This window comes from Gordonia sp. ALPHA1B1 (genome assembly GCF_005502615.1).
GTDB lineage: Bacteria > Actinomycetota > Actinomycetes > Mycobacteriales > Mycobacteriaceae > Gordonia > Gordonia hongkongensis.
The window spans coordinates 74,372-91,382 of sequence record NZ_SCOC01000018.1 but is presented as its reverse complement, the minus strand read 5'-3'; the positions used below and the strand labels follow the sequence as shown (position 1 = coordinate 91,382).

Annotated in this window: 17 protein-coding genes and 1 tRNA gene; 11 read left to right on the top strand and 7 right to left on the bottom strand. The window is 69.1% G+C overall.

The features are described from left to right. From FFS52_RS13945 to FFS52_RS13895, 11 genes are all read left to right on the top strand, one after another. Window positions 1-636 carry an NUDIX hydrolase gene (locus tag FFS52_RS13945; protein ID WP_137810046.1) on the top strand — a complete coding sequence of 212 codons (636 nt, stop codon included), beginning with the start codon at window positions 1-3 and terminating at the stop codon, window positions 634-636. Further along, complete coding sequence (gene xerD / locus FFS52_RS13940; RefSeq protein ID WP_065629799.1) at window positions 633-1,553, top strand: site-specific tyrosine recombinase XerD; 921 nt, start codon at window positions 633-635, stop codon at window positions 1,551-1,553. The genes FFS52_RS13945 and xerD overlap by 4 nt, the downstream gene beginning before the upstream one ends. A 154-nt stretch (window positions 1,554-1,707) precedes the next feature. Then, a complete protein-coding gene (locus tag FFS52_RS13935; RefSeq protein ID WP_137810054.1) occupies window positions 1,708-2,655 on the top strand; it encodes a ParA family protein in 948 nt (315 codons plus the stop codon). Next, window positions 2,652-3,578, top strand: coding sequence for a segregation/condensation protein A (locus FFS52_RS13930; protein ID WP_137810045.1), 927 nt, complete (start codon window positions 2,652-2,654; stop codon window positions 3,576-3,578). The genes FFS52_RS13935 and FFS52_RS13930 overlap by 4 nt, the downstream gene beginning before the upstream one ends. Continuing rightward, complete coding sequence (scpB, locus tag FFS52_RS13925) at window positions 3,575-4,333, top strand: SMC-Scp complex subunit ScpB (protein ID WP_137810044.1); 759 nt, start codon at window positions 3,575-3,577, stop codon at window positions 4,331-4,333. The genes FFS52_RS13930 and scpB overlap by 4 nt, the downstream gene beginning before the upstream one ends. Window positions 4,334-4,339: 6 nt before the next feature. Continuing rightward, window positions 4,340-5,272 carry a pseudouridine synthase gene (locus FFS52_RS13920; RefSeq protein ID WP_058253158.1) on the top strand — a complete coding sequence of 311 codons (933 nt, stop codon included), beginning with the start codon at window positions 4,340-4,342 and terminating at the stop codon, window positions 5,270-5,272. Next, window positions 5,269-5,982 carry a (d)CMP kinase gene (gene cmk, locus FFS52_RS13915; RefSeq protein WP_058253159.1) on the top strand — a complete coding sequence of 238 codons (714 nt, stop codon included), beginning with the start codon at window positions 5,269-5,271 and terminating at the stop codon, window positions 5,980-5,982. The genes FFS52_RS13920 and cmk overlap by 4 nt, the downstream gene beginning before the upstream one ends. Then, a complete protein-coding gene (der, locus tag FFS52_RS13910; RefSeq protein WP_058253160.1) occupies window positions 5,979-7,418 on the top strand; it encodes a ribosome biogenesis GTPase Der in 1,440 nt (479 codons plus the stop codon). The genes cmk and der overlap by 4 nt, the downstream gene beginning before the upstream one ends. A 126-nt stretch (window positions 7,419-7,544) precedes the next feature. Next, window positions 7,545-7,808: a GlsB/YeaQ/YmgE family stress response membrane protein gene (locus tag FFS52_RS13905; protein ID WP_065629874.1), complete on the top strand. Its 264-nt coding sequence runs from the start codon at window positions 7,545-7,547 to the stop codon at window positions 7,806-7,808. Between the two features lie 150 nt (window positions 7,809-7,958). After that, a tRNA-Pro gene (locus FFS52_RS13900) sits at window positions 7,959-8,032 on the top strand. Between the two features lie 134 nt (window positions 8,033-8,166). Beyond that, on the top strand, window positions 8,167-8,610 hold the full coding sequence (locus tag FFS52_RS13895; protein WP_137810043.1) for a hypothetical protein: 444 nt from the start codon (window positions 8,167-8,169) through the stop codon (window positions 8,608-8,610). Between the two features lie 61 nt (window positions 8,611-8,671). On the opposite strand, the gene FFS52_RS13890 is transcribed toward FFS52_RS13895, so the two are convergent. The 7 genes from FFS52_RS13890 to FFS52_RS13860 form a co-directional block, all read right to left on the bottom strand. Further along, entirely contained in the window at window positions 8,672-9,142 is a 471-nt protein-coding gene (locus FFS52_RS13890; RefSeq protein ID WP_137810042.1) for a hypothetical protein, read from the bottom strand. A gap of 81 nt (window positions 9,143-9,223) precedes the next feature. Continuing rightward, on the bottom strand, window positions 9,224-11,128 hold the full coding sequence (locus FFS52_RS13885; RefSeq protein ID WP_137810041.1) for an HK97 family phage prohead protease: 1,905 nt from the start codon (window positions 11,126-11,128) through the stop codon (window positions 9,224-9,226). Window positions 11,129-11,288: 160 nt separating this feature from the next. Further along, complete coding sequence (locus tag FFS52_RS13880; protein ID WP_137810040.1) at window positions 11,289-11,546, bottom strand: hypothetical protein; 258 nt, start codon at window positions 11,544-11,546, stop codon at window positions 11,289-11,291. Continuing rightward, on the bottom strand, window positions 11,543-11,824 hold the full coding sequence (locus FFS52_RS13875) for a hypothetical protein (RefSeq protein ID WP_137810039.1): 282 nt from the start codon (window positions 11,822-11,824) through the stop codon (window positions 11,543-11,545). The genes FFS52_RS13880 and FFS52_RS13875 overlap by 4 nt, the downstream gene beginning before the upstream one ends. A gap of 1,263 nt (window positions 11,825-13,087) precedes the next feature. Further along, window positions 13,088-14,737: an AAA family ATPase gene (locus FFS52_RS13870; protein ID WP_171011634.1), complete on the bottom strand. Its 1,650-nt coding sequence runs from the start codon at window positions 14,735-14,737 to the stop codon at window positions 13,088-13,090. Window positions 14,738-15,212: 475 nt separating this feature from the next. Further along, a complete protein-coding gene (locus FFS52_RS13865) occupies window positions 15,213-15,407 on the bottom strand; it encodes a helix-turn-helix domain-containing protein (RefSeq protein ID WP_137810037.1) in 195 nt (64 codons plus the stop codon). Window positions 15,408-15,699: 292 nt separating this feature from the next. Continuing rightward, window positions 15,700-16,812 (bottom strand): site-specific integrase, encoded by a 1,113-nt coding sequence (locus tag FFS52_RS13860; protein WP_137810036.1) that lies wholly within the window; start codon window positions 16,810-16,812, stop codon window positions 15,700-15,702. Between the last annotated feature and the right edge of the window lie 199 nt (window positions 16,813-17,011).

Below are 17,011 nucleotides of genomic sequence, written 5' to 3'. Positions count from 1 at the left end.
TTGGGCCACGACTTCGAGGTCAAGGACAGCCGCACCGTCTACGACGGCGCGATCATCACCCTCCGGGTCGACGACGTCGAGATGCCGGGCGGGCGCGTCGCCGAGCGTGAGGTCGTCGAACACTTCGGCGCCGTCGCGATTCTGGCGCGCGACGACGCCGGCCGGGTGGCGATGGTGCGGCAGTACCGTCACCCCATCGGCCGACGTCTGCTCGAGTTGCCCGCCGGGTTGCTCGATCAGGCCGACGAAGAACCCCTGGCCGCCGCGCAGCGCGAGTTGGCCGAGGAGGCCGACCTCGCCGCCGACTCGTGGCACGTCCTGGTCGACCTCGCGTTGTCACCCGGCTTCACCGACGAGGCGCTGCGGTTGTATCTCGCCGAGGGGCTGCACCATCTCGACGCGGCCGAACGCGTCGACGAGGAAGCCGACATGTCGATCGAGTGGGTGCCGCTCGACGACGCCGTCGCGAAGGTGTTGTCGGGGGAGATCGTCAACGCGACGAGCGTGGCCGGCATCCTGGCCGCGGCCGCATCCGGCGGGTCGACGGCCGGCCTCCGCGGCGTCGACGCCCCGTGGCCGGACGAGCCGACCGCGTTACGGAACCGACGTGCCGACGATCGGGGCCGCCGGTCGTGACCCTGGCCGCCGACATCGCGCGCTACCTCGATCACCTGACGGTGGAGCGGGGTGCGGCGGCCAACACGGTGTCGTCCTACCGGCGCGATCTAGAGAGGTATCGCGGGTATCTCGACCGGCGGGGGATCCCGTCACTCGACGCCGTGACCGAAGAAGACATCCGCGAATTCCTCGTCGAACTCCGTCGCGGTGACGCCGAGGCGGGCTTCGCCCCGCTCGCGGACAGTTCGATCGCGCGAACTCTCGTCGCCACCAGGCGTTTTCACAAGTTCGCGGTGGACGAGGGGATCGTGCCGACCGACGTCGCACACGATGTCCGGCCGCCGCGCGCGGCGCGGCGCCTGCCGAAATCCCTGCCGGTCGACGAGGTGCTGGCCATTCTCGATTCGGCCGGCGTCGAGGACCATCCGCGCGGGTTACGGGACCGCGCGCTGCTGGAGTTCCTCTACAGCTGCGGGGCGCGGATCTCCGAGGCCACCTCCCTCGATCTCGACGATCTCGATCTCGACGACATGCGCGCGGTTCGCCTCCGGGGCAAGGGCGGCAAAGAGCGTCTCGTGCCGCTCGGCGGGCCCGCCGTCCAGGCACTCGAGGCGTACCTCGTCCGCGGGCGACCCGCGCTGGTGTCACGGGCGACGCCCGCGGTGTTCCTGAACGCGCGCGGCGGGCGGCTCTCGCGGCAGAGCGCCTGGCAGGTGCTCGTCACCGCGGCCGAGCGCGCCGGCCTCGACAAGGCGGTCTCGCCGCACACCCTCCGGCACAGCTTCGCGACCCATCTGCTCGACGGCGGCGCCGACGTCCGCGTCGTGCAGGAACTCCTGGGCCACGCCTCGGTCACCACCACGCAGGTGTACACGCTCGTGACGGTCAACACGATGCGGGAGGTCTATGCCGTCGCCCATCCGAGGGCGCGTTGACCCCGCGGATCCCCCGGGCGCGCCGACGCCGGGATGACCGGGGAGATGTCCTAGGCTGATACGAGGCTCGGCCGTGGACGGACAACTGAACCACCGAGAAGCGGCATCGAACAGCGAAGGGAGCGGCGGACACGTGACCACTCCGAGCGCACCCCTGTCTGGCGCCCGTCCGGGAGGGTCTGGCGCCCGTCCGGGAGATCAGTACAGCATCCAGGTGTCGCCCGGAAACGACACCGAAGAGGCCGAGCACGATGCCGACGAGATCGGCCCCACCGGGCGGCCGTATCGCGACGTGCCCGAGCCCGCTCCGCTGGACCGTCACGGACCCGCCACGGTCATCGCGGTCTGCAATCAGAAGGGCGGCGTCGGCAAGACGACGTCGACCATCAATCTCGGTGCGGCGCTTGCCGAATACGGTCGTCGGGTCCTGCTCGTCGACCTCGACCCGCAGGGTGCGCTGTCCGCGGGACTCGGTGTGCCGCATCACGAGCTGGAACAGACCGTATACAACCTGCTCGTACCGCCGCAGGTGGCCACCGACGAGGTCCTGATGCGGACCCGCGTCGACGGTCTCGACCTGCTGCCCAGCAACATCGACCTGTCGGCCGCGGAGATCCAGCTGGTGACCGAGGTGGGTCGCGAGCAGTCGCTCGGCCGGGCACTGCATCCCGTGCTCGACCGCTACGACGTCGTCCTCATCGACTGCCAGCCGTCGCTGGGGCTGCTCACCGTCAACGCGCTGGCCTGCGCCGACACCGTGCTCATCCCGATGGAGTGCGAGTACTTCAGCCTGCGCGGGCTGGCTCTGCTCACCGACACGATCAACAAGGTGCGCGACCGGCTCAACCCTCGCCTGGACCTCGGCGGCATCCTGGTGACCATGTTCGACGCCCGCACACTGCACTCCCGTGAGGTGATGGCCCGCGTCGTCGAGGTGTTCGGCGACGCGGTCTACGACACCGTCATCGCCCGCACCGTCCGGTTCCCGGAGACCAGCGTCGCCGGGGAACCGATCACCTCCTGGGCGCCGAGGTCGGCCGGCGCCAAGGCGTACCGGGCGCTCGCACGCGAGGTGATCGCCCGCAACGTCACACCCGCATGACGACCGGCACCGACCAGGCAGTCCCCGAACCCGCCGTGTCCGAAACCGCCTTCTCCGAACCCGTCGCGTCCGATTCGGTTGTGCCCGAAGCCGCTTCGAGCTCGACGGAAGCGTCGTCCGACGTCGGTGCCGAGGAGTCCGGTTTCCGGGTCAAGCTGCGCAACTTCGAGGGTCCGTTCGACCTGTTGCTGAACCTGATCTCGCAGCACCGCCTCGATGTGACCGAGGTGGCGTTGCACGAGGTGACCGACGACTTCATCGCCTACACCCGCGAACTCGGCCCGGAGATGGGGCTCGACCAGACCACCGAATTCCTCGTCGTAGCCGCGACGCTGCTGGATCTCAAGGCGGCTCGCCTGCTGCCCTCCGGCGAGGTGGATGATCCGGAGGACCTCGCACTCCTCGAAGCCCGGGACCTGCTGTTCGCGCGGTTGCTGCAATACCGCGCCTACAAGCAGGTCGCCGCCCTGTTCGGCGAGCTCGAGGCCGCCGCCCTGCAGCGCTACCCACGCGCGGTGTCGCTCGAGAAGCGCTTCGAGGATCTGCTGCCGGAGGTCACCCTCGGTGTCGACGCCGACGGCTTCGCGCAGGTCGCCGCGGCGGGGCTGACGCCGCGTCCGGTGCCGACCGTCGGCCTCGACCATCTGCACGACGTCCAGAAGGTGTCGGTTCCGGGCCAGGCACGTCGGATGGCGTCGCTGCTCAGTGCCGTACCGGGCACATGGCTGACCTTCGGCGAGCTGACCGCGGACTGCGAGAACGTGCTGGAGATCGTCGGTAGCTTCCTCGGCCTGCTCGAGTTGTTCCGGGAGCAGGCCATCACCTTCGAACAACCCGAGGCACTCGGCGATCTCGCGGTGATGTGGACGGGGGAGCGCGGTGCCGACGACCTGCGCATCGACAAGGCAGAGGACTACGGATGACTGATCACGCCCCCGAGGTCGACCACCTCGACCCGACCGGCGCAGCCGAGGGAGAGGACCCGGGACCGGCCGAACCCGAGCAGACCGCTCTGCACGGAGACGGGGAGTACCTCGATGACGCGCGACTCCGTTCCGCCCTGGAGGCGGTGCTGCTCGTCGTGGACACACCGGTCACCACCGAAGAACTAGCGAACGCCGTCGACCAGGACCGCACGCGGGTCCGGGAGACACTCAACGCCATGTCGTCGGAGCTCACGGCGTCGGGCAGCGGCATCGATCTGCGCTTCGCCGGCGACGGCTGGCGCTACTACACCCGGGCGGAGTACGCCCCCTACGTGGAGCGGCTGCTGCTCGACGGCGCGCGGTCGAAGCTCACGCGGGCGGCGCTCGAGACGCTGGCGGTCATCGCCTACCGGCAACCGGTCACCCGGGCACGGGTGAGCGCCATCCGCGGCGTCAACGTCGACGGCGTGATCCGCACCCTCGTCGCTCGCGGACTGATCAACGAGGTCGGCAGCGAACCGACCACGAACGCGACGACCTATGCCACCACCGAACTCTTCCTGGAACGGCTCGGGCTGGCGTCACTGTCGGAACTGCCCGATCTGGCGCCCCTGCTGCCGGACGTCGACCTGATCGACGACCTCGACGAGGAGCTGCTCTCGGATCCCCGATTCGCCAAACTGTCCACCCAACCGTCAGACTCGAATGAACTGATCATCGACGGTGGCACCACCACCGACTCACAGGACTGAGAGAACATGGCATCCGCTGGCCGAGATGGCTCACCGGGAAAACGCCGCAAGGGCGCGCCCGCACAACAGCCGCGAACCAAGAAGACCCACCGCAAGGGGTCGTCGAAGCCGAACGCCGAAGTGGGCCGGATCCGGCTGAACAACGCCCGACCGGCGCGGCACCAGACACCTGAGCACGGCGAGGGTGCCGGCGCCAACTACGTCGAAGACGGCGTCCGCCTGCAGAAGGTGCTCGCCCAGGCGGGGGTGGCCTCGCGCCGCGGCGCCGAAGAGCTGATCGCGGCGGGTCGTGTCGAGGTCGACGGGGAGATCGTCACCGAGCAGGGGCTGCGCATCGACCCGGACACCGCGATCATCCGCGTCGACGGTGCCCGCGTGATCATGGACGAGACCCGGCAGTACCTGGCGTTCAACAAACCCAAGGGCTGGCAGTCGACGATGTCCGACGACCAGGGCCGTCCCTGCGTCGGTGATGTGGTCGCCGAGCGGGTCATGGCCGGTCAGCGTCTGTTCCACGTCGGCCGCCTCGACGCCGACACCGAGGGTCTGCTGCTGCTGACCAACGACGGTGAACTCGCGCACCGGTTGATGCACCCGTCCTTCGAGGTGCCCAAGACCTACCTCGCCACGCTCAAGGGCGAGGTGCCCCGCGGGATCGGACGTCGCATGCGCGAGGGCGTCGAACTCGACGACGGCCCGGTGACGGTCGACAAGTTCACCGTGATCGAGGTCCACGAGGGCCAGTCGCTGGTGCGGATCACCCTCCACGAGGGTCGCAACCGCGTGGTGCGGCGCATGATGGACGAGGTCGGCTTCCCTGTCGTCAAACTGGTTCGCACCCATGTCGGTTCGGTCGCGTTGGGTGAGCAGCGCCCGGGCAGCCTGCGCGTCCTCGGCAACGACGAGGTCGGTGGACTGTACAAGGCGGTCGGCCTGTGAGCGACGGAGCATCGGAGTCCGCCGGCGGGACGACGCATGTCGTTGCCATCGACGGTCCGGCCGGCACGGGCAAGTCCTCGGTGTCCAAACTCCTGGCCGCCGAGGTCGGCGCCAGCTATCTCGACACCGGCGCGATGTACCGCGCAGTGACCCTCGCCGTTCTCGATGCCGGTGTCGCGCTGGATGATCCAGCCGGAATCGCCCGCGTGGTCGCCGACGTCGCCATCGAGTTGGTCCCCGATGGGGACGGCGCCAAGGTCTTCCTCGACGGGCGCGACGTCTCCGGGCCGATCCGCACCGACCACGTCACCAGCGCCGTCTCCGCGGTGTCGGCGGTACCCGAGGTGCGCACCAAACTGGTTGCACTACAACAGCAGAACGCGCAGGGCCGGTTCGTGGTCGTGGAGGGGCGCGACATCGGGACCGTGGTGTTCCCCGACGCCGACGTCAAGATCTTCCTCACCGCGACACCCGAGGCGCGGGCCGAGCGCCGGCACAAGCAGAATCTCGCCGGCGGTCGCGACAGCGACTACGACGCGGTGCTGGCGAGCGTGAACCGGCGCGACCATCTCGACTCGACACGCAAGGTCTCGCCGTTGCGCGCGGCCGACGACGCGACCGTCGTCGACACCAGCGACAAGACCCTCGACGAGGTGCTCGCGGAACTGAGCGGCCTCGTCGCGACCCGGATCGGAGCAGTGGAACGGTGAGTGACGACTACTCGAACGACCTCGCGGCGCTACCCGGCGACGGCACCTGGTCGGACGAATCCGACTGGCAACTGACCGATGTCGGGGGAGCCGACGACGCGTCCGGTGTCGAACACATGCCGGTGGTCGCGATCGTCGGGCGGCCGAACGTCGGCAAGTCGACGCTCGTCAACCGCATCCTGGGGCGTCGTGAAGCCGTGGTCGAGGACATCCCCGGCGTCACCCGGGACCGGGTGTCGTACGCGGCGTCGTGGTCGGGCCGGCGGTTCACCGTCGTCGACACCGGTGGTTGGGAACCCGACGCGAAGGGCCTGCAGCAGGCCGTCGCCGCGCAGGCCGAGCTGGCGATGCGCACCGCCGACGCGATCGTCGTCGTCGTCGACGCCACGGTCGGCGCGACCGCGACCGACGAGGCTGTCGCACGGGTCCTGCGACGCTCGAAGACCCCGGTCATCCTGTGTGCCAACAAGGTCGACAGCGAGCGACTCGAGTCCGACACCGCGTCGCTGTGGTCGCTGGGACTCGGTGAGCCGTATCCGGTGTCGGCCGCACACGGCCGCGGCGCCGGTGATCTGCTCGACATCATCCTGGACAAGCTGCCCGAGACCCCGCGGGAGGCACCGACTCTCGGTGGCCCGCGTCGCGTCGCCCTGGTGGGCAAGCCGAACGTCGGCAAGAGTTCGCTGCTGAACAAGCTCACCGGCACCGAGCGGTCGGTGGTCGACAATGTCGCCGGGACAACCGTGGATCCGGTCGACGAACTCGTCGAACTGGGCGGCAAGACCTGGAATTTCGTCGACACCGCCGGTCTGCGCCGCAAGGTGCGGACCGCGAGCGGCCACGAGTACTACGCGTCGTTGCGGACGCGGTCGGCGCTCGACGCGGCCGAGGTGGCGATCCTGCTGATCGACGCGTCGGAACCGATCACCGAACAGGATCTGCGGGTGCTGTCGCTCATCATCGAGAGCGGCCGCGCCCTCGTGATCGCGTTCAACAAATGGGATCTCGTCGACGAGGACCGCCGGTACCAGCTGGACAAGGAGATCGACCGCGAGCTGGCCCGCGTGCCATGGGCGCGTCGGGTGAACATCTCGGCGTCGACCGGCCGGGCCGTCCAGAAGTTGGTCCCCGCACTGGAATCCGCGCTCGACTCATGGGACAAGCGCATCTCGACCGGCCCGCTGAACAACTGGCTCAAGGACGTCATCGCCGCCAATCCGCCGCCGCTGCGCGGTGGCCGGCAGCCGCGCGTGATGTTCGCGACCCAGGCCTCGGTGCGGCCGCCGACCTTCGTGCTGTTCACCACCGGCTTCCTCGAGGCGGGCTATCGCCGGTTCCTGGAGCGGCGCTTGCGCGAGGAATTCAACTTCGACGGTTCGCCCGTCCGGATCAACGTCCGCGTCCGCGACAAGCGGGAGCAGCGCCGCAAACGCTGATCACCGTCCGGCGACTCCACCACCGTTGGGCAGGTCCGCCACCGCGCAGGTGGCGGACCTGCCCATCTCCGGTGGACGTGTCGCGTGCCGGTGGCGCACGACACCTGCTGTGAGATACTGCGTCTCGTGCTCATCCTGGCAATCATCGTTTTCGGCATGGTCATCGGCGCCCTGGCGCAGATCCTCCTCGGCGGCAAGAACCTGCGCACCGTCGACTGGGGTCTCGCCCTGGTGGCCGGCATCGTCGGCTCCTTCGTCGGCGGACTGCTCATCAGCCTGCTCTCGGGCGACGGCCTCGAGCTCCGCCCGAGTGGCATCATCGGCTCCCTTGTGGGTGCCGTTCTGGTGACCGCCGGGTGGATCTTCTTCAAGAAGCGTTCGACCGTCTAGCAGCCGGTGTCAGATGTAGCGCTTCGTGGCGGCAGAAGCAACGACGCACTACATCTGGCCACCGGCCCGAAATGAGGCCTGACCAGGCGATTGGTTCGGAACCGTGCTCGTCGGCTAGGCTTTACATCGCTCCGCTTCTCCAGGGAGCAACGGGCTGTGGCGCAGTTTGGTAGCGCACTTGACTGGGGGTCAAGTGGTCGCAGGTTCAAATCCTGTCAGCCCGACGCTATGACCAGCACTTATGTGCTGGTCATTCGTGTTTGTGCAATAGGTGTGCGATAACGATTCCGCGTCTCCGGCCTGCCAAGGCCCGGGCCGCCCTCACCGAAATACGCACGACGACTGGAGGATGAGACCCGTGGCAGAGTCCGAGACCGAAGCCCTCGGGGCCGTCCGTGTGGAAGTGCTGGGTCGGACCGACCGCCTGACGCCCGAACAGGCCGCGATGATTGACGAACTGCCGGGATACCTACGCGCCGAGGGCATCGGGACCGAGGCCCTCTACTTCCGCGAACCCGGAGGGATGGGGTTCGGTCTCGAAACCATCGCGCTGTTCGCCGCGAGTGGGGTGGTCGGAGGCGCCGCGTGGGCCGGCACCCAGGCGGCCGCGAAGGCGGCAATCGAGTGGTCTCGGGAACGTATTCGGCGATACCGCGAGGGGCGCGCCGACGACCTTCCAGAGGACGACGACCCGCCCGTCCGGGTGACGATATTCGGGCCGAACGGCGCGATGCTCCGCTCGATTGAGGTTCGGCATAGCGGCGTCGATGACCCGTTCGGGGACAACGACCCGCTGGACTGACCGACGACGGAACCCCCGCCCCGATGAGGGGACGAGGGTTTCCGAGGTCCGAATAGTGTTGTCAGAGAACGGGGATGGTGAAGCCGGCCGCGCAGGACGGGCACGGTATACCCGGCGCGCACTCGTGTTTCTTCCGGAGGCCCTGACCTCCTGGCCCACCCATGCCGATCCCCGGCGTGAGCAGTAGGCCGGCGCCGATGCCGTGCCCGCCACTACCTCGTTGGTGGGTAGGCGCGGCCGGCCTCGGTGAGGAGGACGAACCGCGCGTCGGTGCCGAGGCCCGACCACCCGGGCGCCGACGTCGGGCGCGGGCCTGGAGTGCGGCCAGCTTGGCCCGCGGGTCCTCCGCCGAGGCCTGGCCGACGACACCCCCGTTCGCGAACCCAGGGACCTGGACGTCCACGAGGTTCACGTCCCCCACCACAGGGAGATCCTTCACGCCGGCCCGGATGCGGGCGCCCGACCCCGAGGAGGTCATCTCCCCGTCCAGCCGGCCGCCACCGAAGTCCATCACCGACTCCCAGAGACCCATGGTGTTCCTTCTCTCGTTGCGGATACGGGTCCGTCCCCGAGGCCCCACCTCGGGGGGCGGGACCTCGGGGACGGGACGGGGTCAGGCGGCGGTGGCCACCCGATAGATCGCGGCGGGCTGGTAGACCGAGACGCCGATCCGGGTCTCCACGCGGGCCTGGACCTGGTTGCGCTGGAACAGTTCGCCGGCCTCGGCGGTCCATTCGACGTCGATGCCGCCGAGGTTGTCGATGGACACCGCCGACGGGTCCAGGACCAGTCCTGTCTTGGCGGGGAGGGCGGTGTTCAGCACCACCCGCAGGCCCCAGAGCTTGCGCTCCAGGAGGTCGATGGGGACCCCGCGGAAGGCCACCGCGTCGTCGGAGGTGGCGGTCAGTTCGATGGCCTCCCAGTCCTCCGGGCGCAGGACCGCGACACCGGGGGCGTACCCGAGGGACTCGGCCTTGGTCATGGCCTTGCGAATCGAGACGATGGCCGACGTGTCGAAAGCTTGCACTTGGACCCCGGAGGTGGCCAGGATGCCGGTCTGATTCGCTCCGACGCCCGTGCCGGTGAGGACCTGGGCCTGAATGGCGACGTCGAGGCCGTAGAGCAACTCATCGGCCACGAACCGCTGAAGCTGGGGCGCGTCGGTGAGGACGAACTTATCCAGTGGCTCCGAGAGGTGGGCCACGACGGTCACGTTCCCGTCCACCGTCTCAGTGCCCATTGTGGACACCGGCTTCTCGGCGCCCTCGGCCACCGCGGCCGCGTTCAGCGCGCGTGAGATCTGGCGAATGTAGCGGTACTGCGGGGTGGTACGCCGCACGGTGGGGATGACGTCCAGGAGAGACACCGCGGGGCGCCCGGTGGGGATGACCGTCGGAGCCACCGGGACGTCGGTGGTGATCTGGCCCGAGGTGGTCAGGGCCTTGGTCCCGGTGCCCAGGTCGCCACCCTGGAAGGCGTTCGCGGAGCCGGAGCCGGCCATCTTGTTAGCGACGGTCGAGGCGGCGGCCTTGCGTCCGCTGCCGAGGGTGAGGAACTTGTCGGTGGTGTCCACGGTGGGGGCCTCCTTGGCCTTGGTCTTGGTGGTGATGCCGACGCCCGAGGCGTCGAAATGGCGGAACTTCTCGATGGCGGTTTCCCGTGTGCCCCAACGGTCCTCGAACTCGGCGTCCGTCAGAGCCTTGGAACCGATGACGTCGTGGTGGTACTGGGTGCCGTGGCGTTGCTCGGGGGGCATGTCCGCCCACGCCTGGATCTCGGCCTTGGTGAGGGCGAGGTAGTCCAGGCGCTTGGTGACCTCGGCCTCCTCGTCCTCGGTGAGATCACGGCCCTCGTCCTCGGCTTCCCTGATGAGAGCCTCAGCCGATGCCGTCGCGGCGGCCAGAGCATCGAGGAGGCGTTCCCCGTGCGTCTTGTCGGTCGCCTGGTCGTCGTAGAACGGTTCGGGCTTGTCCTCGGTCTCGGTGGTGCCCGTGGCCTTGGCCAGGGCGGCCCGGGCCGCGACGATGGCCGCGTTACGGGTCCCCGAGTCGTCGGACTTCACTGCGCCGATGAGGGCGCGGTCGTTGGCCGGCCGGCTCACGATGGAGATCTCGGCCAGGTCCAAGTCCAGTAGCTCGTTGGCGCCGTCGGCGCTCTTGCGCTGGTTTCGGACCGCGTAGCCGATGGACAGCGCACCCACGCGGCGCGCCTTCACCTGGCGGTAGGCGGCCTGGCCGGCCTCGGTGTCCATGTCGAACTGGCCGACGATGCGGAGGCCCTCGGCGGTCTCCTCCGCGGACTTGACCTCACCGACGAACGCGCGGGGATCCTTGCTCTGGTGTTCCCAGATGAGTGGGGTCACGCGGCCGGCGTCGAGCGACTTCGCGAACGCGCCACGGCGCACGACGTCGCCCTGACTGTCCAGGTAGTCGAATACCGAGGCGAACCCCTCGAACTGGCCATCGGCCAGGCCGGCGGTCTTGACGCCCGAGAGCGTCAGAGTCTTGTGCTTCAGCACGGTTCACCCTCCTAGGGTGTGAGAAATGGAGTAATCAACGAACACGAAATAAGAACTCCCCCTGGGAGTTTCGTGTCGGATGACGTTCGCGGTCGGACTTCGCGGGCCTCACCGCTGGTGAGGATGGCGGCCGAACTGGCGACGTGCGCTCCGACGCCCACTATACCGGCGCGGTCACCTCCAGCCGGTAATCGACGGCCGCGAGTAACCACCGGTCGTCGCCGGCGTTGGACTCTCGGAACTCCCGCCGAGAACCGTCAGTGAACACAGTCACGCGGGCCGTGCGGTCGGCGTAGCGGGTCACGACGATGCGGGCGCCGTCCTCGGCCGCGAACTCGGTATGGCGGTGGCGCCGAGGCCCACGCCCCGTGTGCGCGCTCTCCTGGACCCGACGCACAGTCGGGCGGTCGTCGGTCATCGGTCCAGCCGCTCGTCGTCGCGGGGATCTCCGGGTGACCCGGCCGGCGGGCCTCCCGCGGCCGCGTCGGCCTGCTGGACGGCCAAGGCGATGAGCTTGTCCGGAGGTAGGCGGTCAGCCAACGCCCGCGCAAGCTGCCAGACAAGGCGGGCACCGTGGCCGTGTCGGTCGGCTTCGGTGACGATGCGGTCCACCTGGGCGCGGTCACCGGCGCCGGCCGCGAGTAGTGCCCGCGTCACGAGGGCGCCGAGCGGGTCGGATCGGGAGATGTCAGTCATGGCGTGTGCCCTTCGTCGGGGGTGAGAGGTGGCGGTCAGGAATGGGGCGGGGAAACGGACCGCGGTCCGGTCCGGGTTTGAAACGCCAGGAACCGGGCGGTCCTGGGGTCGGGGTCCGTGCCGCTAGGCCTCGACCCCCTACCGCCTCGTGTCGGCGCCAGGACGGCCGCTGGCCGCGTGGTGGTGGCCGCAGGATCGAACGGCGCCGGCGGTCAGGCGTCCACCGCGGACCAGGCGCACACGGCCGCAGTCGCACCGGCATGACCAACGCCGGCGGACGCCATCCCAGGACTCGGCCACGAGGTCCCCGAAACGCCGGCCGTGGAGGGCGGCCCAGGGTTCGGTGGTCGGCGGCGTCGAGGTGGGCCGGCCAGTCCTCCAGTTGTGGAGGTAGTGCCGTCGGCACCACCCACGGGCATGGACCGGGCGCCCGCAGTCCACGACGGAACAGGCGGTCATCGAGGAGACCTCCTCGGGGTGCCTCGTCGGTGGACCGACGGCCGGCCGCGTCGTCGCGCTCCTGGGCGCCGAGGTGGACGAGGACGGGCGGGTTCGGGGTCCGGGTCCTCCGATGCCGGCGACCGCTGTCCCGAGGCCGTGGCGGGGCGGCCCCGGCGTGGCCGCATGGAGCCGGCCACCCCCATGGTTGCCGCGGTAGGCCCGACGATGCGCTGAGCACTGAGACCAGACGCCCACGCCCAACACGCCCCCCGTGCGGGACACCGCTGGCAGGTGGCCTCCACGGCCCGCTCGCGGTCGCGGTCACTTCCGTAGCCGAGACTCTCGGCTAGGACGTCAGGATCGAACAGGCGCGCGTTGGCGGTACACGCGGCGCCGCGGAGGTCAGCGGAGCCGGTGAGGATGGCCACCGCCAACGCCACACTTCCGTCCTTGCCTTGGACTGAACGCGCCCGGTTCCGTTTCGTGACGGTCATCGTTGCCTCCTTGGTTCGGCGACCCATGCCGCCCGTGATGGGTTGGTTTGATCGGGTGGTGTGGTTCTGGTTGTCGGCCTCACGCCAGTTCGCCCACCTCGCGACGATTGGCCCCACCTACTACGTAGGGGTGGGGGACCTATCGCGAGGTCGTCCCGCGAGGTCATCGCGAGGTCCCGCGAGGTGGACGGGTTTTGGTCCGTTTGTGCTGGTGGGCCTGGGTTTTGACCTCGCGGCGTGACCTCGCGGCCCACCTCGCGGCTGACCTCGCGGCTGACCTCGCGGCTGGACCCCTTCCCGCGAGGTCGTCCCGCGAGGTCAGAACCCCTCATTCCGCGACCTCGTATAGCTCGGCGCCGCGGGCGCCAGTCGAGACCGTGAACGTGCCGTCGTCGCTCATCGCCTTGCGGAGTTCGCGGGCGCGATCCCGCGGGATACCCGCCTTCACCGCGGCCGCGTCCAGCTTCGCCCCGCTGAGTGGAACCCCGGCGGTGGTGGCCTGGGTGACGATCTCCACCAACGTGTTCCGGGCCTTGTCCAACTCGGCGGTGGCGGCCTCGGCCGTCCTCTCCTGGCGCCGTGCGGCACGCTCCGCGGCCTTCTCGTCGTCGGCGGCCTCATGGACCACGACCGAGGCCGTATCGAACACCGCGTGGTCCACGGACACCTCCTTGGAGGTGAACACCCACCGACCGCGGCCGGCGAAGTGGCGTTGCTTGTCCTCGGTGAGGGTGATCTGGTCACCCTTGCGCGTGGCCAAGAACCGCGTGTCGGCGGCGTTGGACCACGAGGTGTTCCCACGCCCGGTGGTGCCCTTGGCGCCCGGGTGATGCAACACCAACGTGGTGGCGCCTCCGCAGTTGCGGCGCAGTTCCGCCAGTGCCCCGAGGGCGGCGGTGGCCACCGAGGTGGCGTTCTCGTCGGCCCCGGGCAACAGGTGCGCGGTCCGGGTGTCGATGACGACGAGGGCCGGCCGAACCGCGGCGACGTCGGCGGCCAACGTCGCCCAGTCCGACCCACCGATGGGCGCGGACGGGTCCGCGACGACGAACCACCCGTCGATGGCATCGCGGCCCAGGCCGTGCCAGGTCAACCAGGCGTCCACGCGGGCGTCGAACGCCTCTCCGCCACCTTCGCCCACCATGTAGACCACCCGGCCGCGGGTGACGCTCTGGCCGGCCCACGGCGTCCCGGTGGCGATGGACAACGCGAGGTCCACCGCCACGCCTGTCTTACCCGTGGTCTCCGGCGCGATGAGTTCGGCATGGGAGTTGGTCACGAGGTGGTGGGGGATGAGGGCCGCGACCGTGACGCCGGAGGACTGACCGACCGACCGCAGACCGGGCGACACCGCGCCTGACCGCTTCGCCTGTTCGGCGGCGTGTTGGTGAGTGACCACGGTGGCGGTGCGCTTCGCAACCAAGGCCCTCCGCTCCCGGGCCTCGGCCGCGGTGCGGAGGCGAAACAGGCGCCCGCCCTCGGGCCACTCGCGGAGAGTTCCGGTCCACTCACCCTCCAGGCCGTACCCGCCGGCCCCGAGGTAGACGGTCAGATCCAGGTTGTGTTCCATCGCGGCGGAGACTTCGGCCGGGATGGCGGGGGCATCCTCGTCGTGGTCGTCGGCGTCGAGGACGACTACGCGGACCTCGTGGTCCTTCCACCGGTCCCATCGAATCTCGTCCGCCGACTTCTGGCCGTTCTCGTTCACGACTATCCGGCCGTTTCCGTGCTGGCTCCCACTCGACAAGGCGACGGGGTGGCCGGTCAGGTTCACCCACACGAGTGGGTCCGGATCCTCGGCGGCGGGGTCGGGTAGCGGGCGGACCCGAGGCCGGCACGGCCCGCTCTCCGGCGGAGGCGTACTCGGTCCGGACGGTGGGGTGTACCCACGCCGTGGGTCGGCATTGCTGACGAGGTCACCGAGGCCCAGGGGTTCGCGCTCGTCACCTTCAGGTCCGAACGTGATGATGTTAGACACGCGGGGTCTCCTTCGTATGAATGTGGTTGTGCCGGAGTGGCATTGGCGTGTCCGATGGGTTGGCAACATCTCGGTGTCCTATGGGTTGGTATCGGCCGAGTGGGGTATTCTGGAATAGACACGTCTCCTTCCGTGGCGGTGTCGAAATGGGTTGGCGTGAGGCGCCCTCGGTTGGTTGGCCGGGGGCGCCTTCCCATGTGCGCGGCCGGCCACCGGTCACCGCCGGCGGCGTTGGCGGTCCGGGTGGTGGGGGCATGACTTCTGGTGACGGACCGTGACCGAGGCCGCCCCGCCCACGAGGTGGCGGACCATCCCAGGCCGGCCGCACACTTCACACCGCATGGCGTCGGGGCGCTCCTGGAGGTCCTGGCCGTCGCTCATGGCGTCCACCGCCGGCCGAGGGTGCCGAGGCCCAACCCGACCGTGAAGGAGACGAGGCCGAGGGCGGCGTGGACGAGGGCCACCACGAGGGCGGTCATGCCACGCCCTGGGCGATGAAGCGATCCGCCTCGTCGCGGTGAATCCGGATGACTCTGGGGGACAGGCGGATCGCGGGGAGTTTGCCCTCAGCGATCCATCGGCGAACGGTTCGGTCGGAAATACCCAGTTCGTCCGCGAACTGGGTGAGGGAAACGAAGGTGTCGGACTTGCGGGCTGGTCGTGAGGCCATCGTGGCGAACTCCTGAGTGGGCGCGAACAGGACGAGGTTCTCGTTCACATTCACGCGTCTCAGGGCGCCCCGGCCCTCGGCACGCCTGCCGGGGGCCTTCGCATACTTGCGTGGTGAGAACGTTAGTCCCCAATGTCCGTTCGTGTCAACGCAAGAGTGCCGAGTACTGTTGTGTCACAAAGGGTTTGTGACATGTCGTGTCAAATTGCAATCCTCTGACTGGGGCACTTGTCAGACATAGAACGCCCCAGACCTCGTGAAAGTCTGGGGCGTTTGGGGTGTCGCGGTGAGGCTACGTCCACAATCCCTGGACGAGGCCGCGGGTCCGAGACTCGGTGGAATGGGTGTAGCGCGCCGACATAGCGGCCGAGGTGTGGCCCATGAGGACCATGTGGTCCGCCAGGGTGGCGCCGGCCTGGGCGAACAGGGTGGCCGCCGAGTGGCGCAACATGTGCGGGGTCAGAGCCGGCTTACCGATCTTCTCCGCGGCCCGGGTGAACGAGTATTTGAAGGTGGCCGCGAACACGATGGCGCCCCCGCTGGTAGGGAACAGGAGGCCGTCCTGGCCGGGGAGGGCGTAGGTCTCGAGATGTTCCACGAGGGCGGGCCGGAGGCCCTCGGGGAGGGGGACGGTCCGGAGGGCGGCCCTGGACTTGGGGCGGTCCACGACGAACTCCCCATCCACGCGGACCACGGCCCGCCTCACCGTGACCGCCAGGCCGTCCTCGGACATGTCCAGGTCCGACCGACGTAGCGCGGTGAGTTCTCCGAACCGGAGACCGGAGAACCCGCCGAGGAGGACCAGGGCCTTGTATCGCGCCGTGATGGCCGCGGCCAACGCCCGGATCTCCGCGGGGGATAGCGCGATGGGTTCGGACTTCCGATGCTTCACCGCGGCGCGCTTCACCCGGGCGGGGTTGGCGTCCAGAATCTCGTCGTCCACGGCCTGGTTCAGGATGGTCCGGAGGAGGGAGTAGGCGTTGGCGTTGCGAGTGGGGTAGTCCTCCAGGCCGGCGTGCCACTCTCGAATGTCGCTCACGGTCAGCGACTTTAGGGCGCGGTCTCCCAGGCCGGGAAAGATCACGTTGTCCAGGTAGCCGCGGTTCAGGACCCGAGTCCGCGGTTTGTGGCGGTTGACGGTCTCGGCGTGCCATCGGTCGGCGTAGGTCCGCAACGTGAGGCCCTTGGTGGCCTGGGCCTCGGCGCGATGGGCCGGAGGTGTCCAGTCGCCGGTCTCGATGAGTCTGCGCTCCGAGGCCAGCCATCCCTCGGCGTCAATCTTCGCGGTGAACGTGTGCGGGGCGGTGTACCGGGTGAGGCCGGCGCCGTGGACATAGCTGGCCTGGAACCGCTTGGACGGAAGTTTGCGGATCGCGCCGAATGAGCGCCGGGTCTTTCCTGCCATGGCCGTCCGTGCCCCTATCGCGTGTAATTAGCGTGCAATAGGAGCCTACATCTATGTCGGCCAAGTGCAGTTATGTCCGATCGCTAATTGCCTGGAAGAGGGCCGATTAGGGGAGTGTTTGCAGGTCAGGCCACAAATCTGACGCGCCGAACTGTACAGGTTCAAATCCTGTCAGCCCGACAGAAAACCCCGGTGAGCG

Excerpts from the sequence above, each read along its gene's own strand:
- FFS52_RS13865 (WP_137810037.1), bottom strand. The coding sequence starts at position 15,407 with ATGGCCTCACGACCAGCCCGCAAGTCCGACACCTTCGTTTCCCTCACC.
- FFS52_RS13875 (WP_137810039.1), bottom strand. The coding sequence starts at position 11,824 with ATGACTGACATCTCCCGATCCGACCCGCTCGGCGCCCTCGTGACGCGG.
- FFS52_RS13920 (WP_058253158.1), top strand. The coding sequence starts at position 4,340 with ATGGCATCCGCTGGCCGAGATGGCTCACCGGGAAAACGCCGCAAGGGC.
- FFS52_RS13880 (WP_137810040.1), bottom strand. The coding sequence starts at position 11,546 with ATGACCGACGACCGCCCGACTGTGCGTCGGGTCCAGGAGAGCGCGCAC.
- FFS52_RS13930 (WP_137810045.1), top strand. The coding sequence starts at position 2,652 with ATGACGACCGGCACCGACCAGGCAGTCCCCGAACCCGCCGTGTCCGAA.
- FFS52_RS13890 (WP_137810042.1), bottom strand. The coding sequence starts at position 9,142 with ATGGGTCTCTGGGAGTCGGTGATGGACTTCGGTGGCGGCCGGCTGGAC.
- FFS52_RS13860 (WP_137810036.1), bottom strand. The coding sequence starts at position 16,812 with ATGGCAGGAAAGACCCGGCGCTCATTCGGCGCGATCCGCAAACTTCCG.
- scpB (WP_137810044.1), top strand. The coding sequence starts at position 3,575 with ATGACTGATCACGCCCCCGAGGTCGACCACCTCGACCCGACCGGCGCA.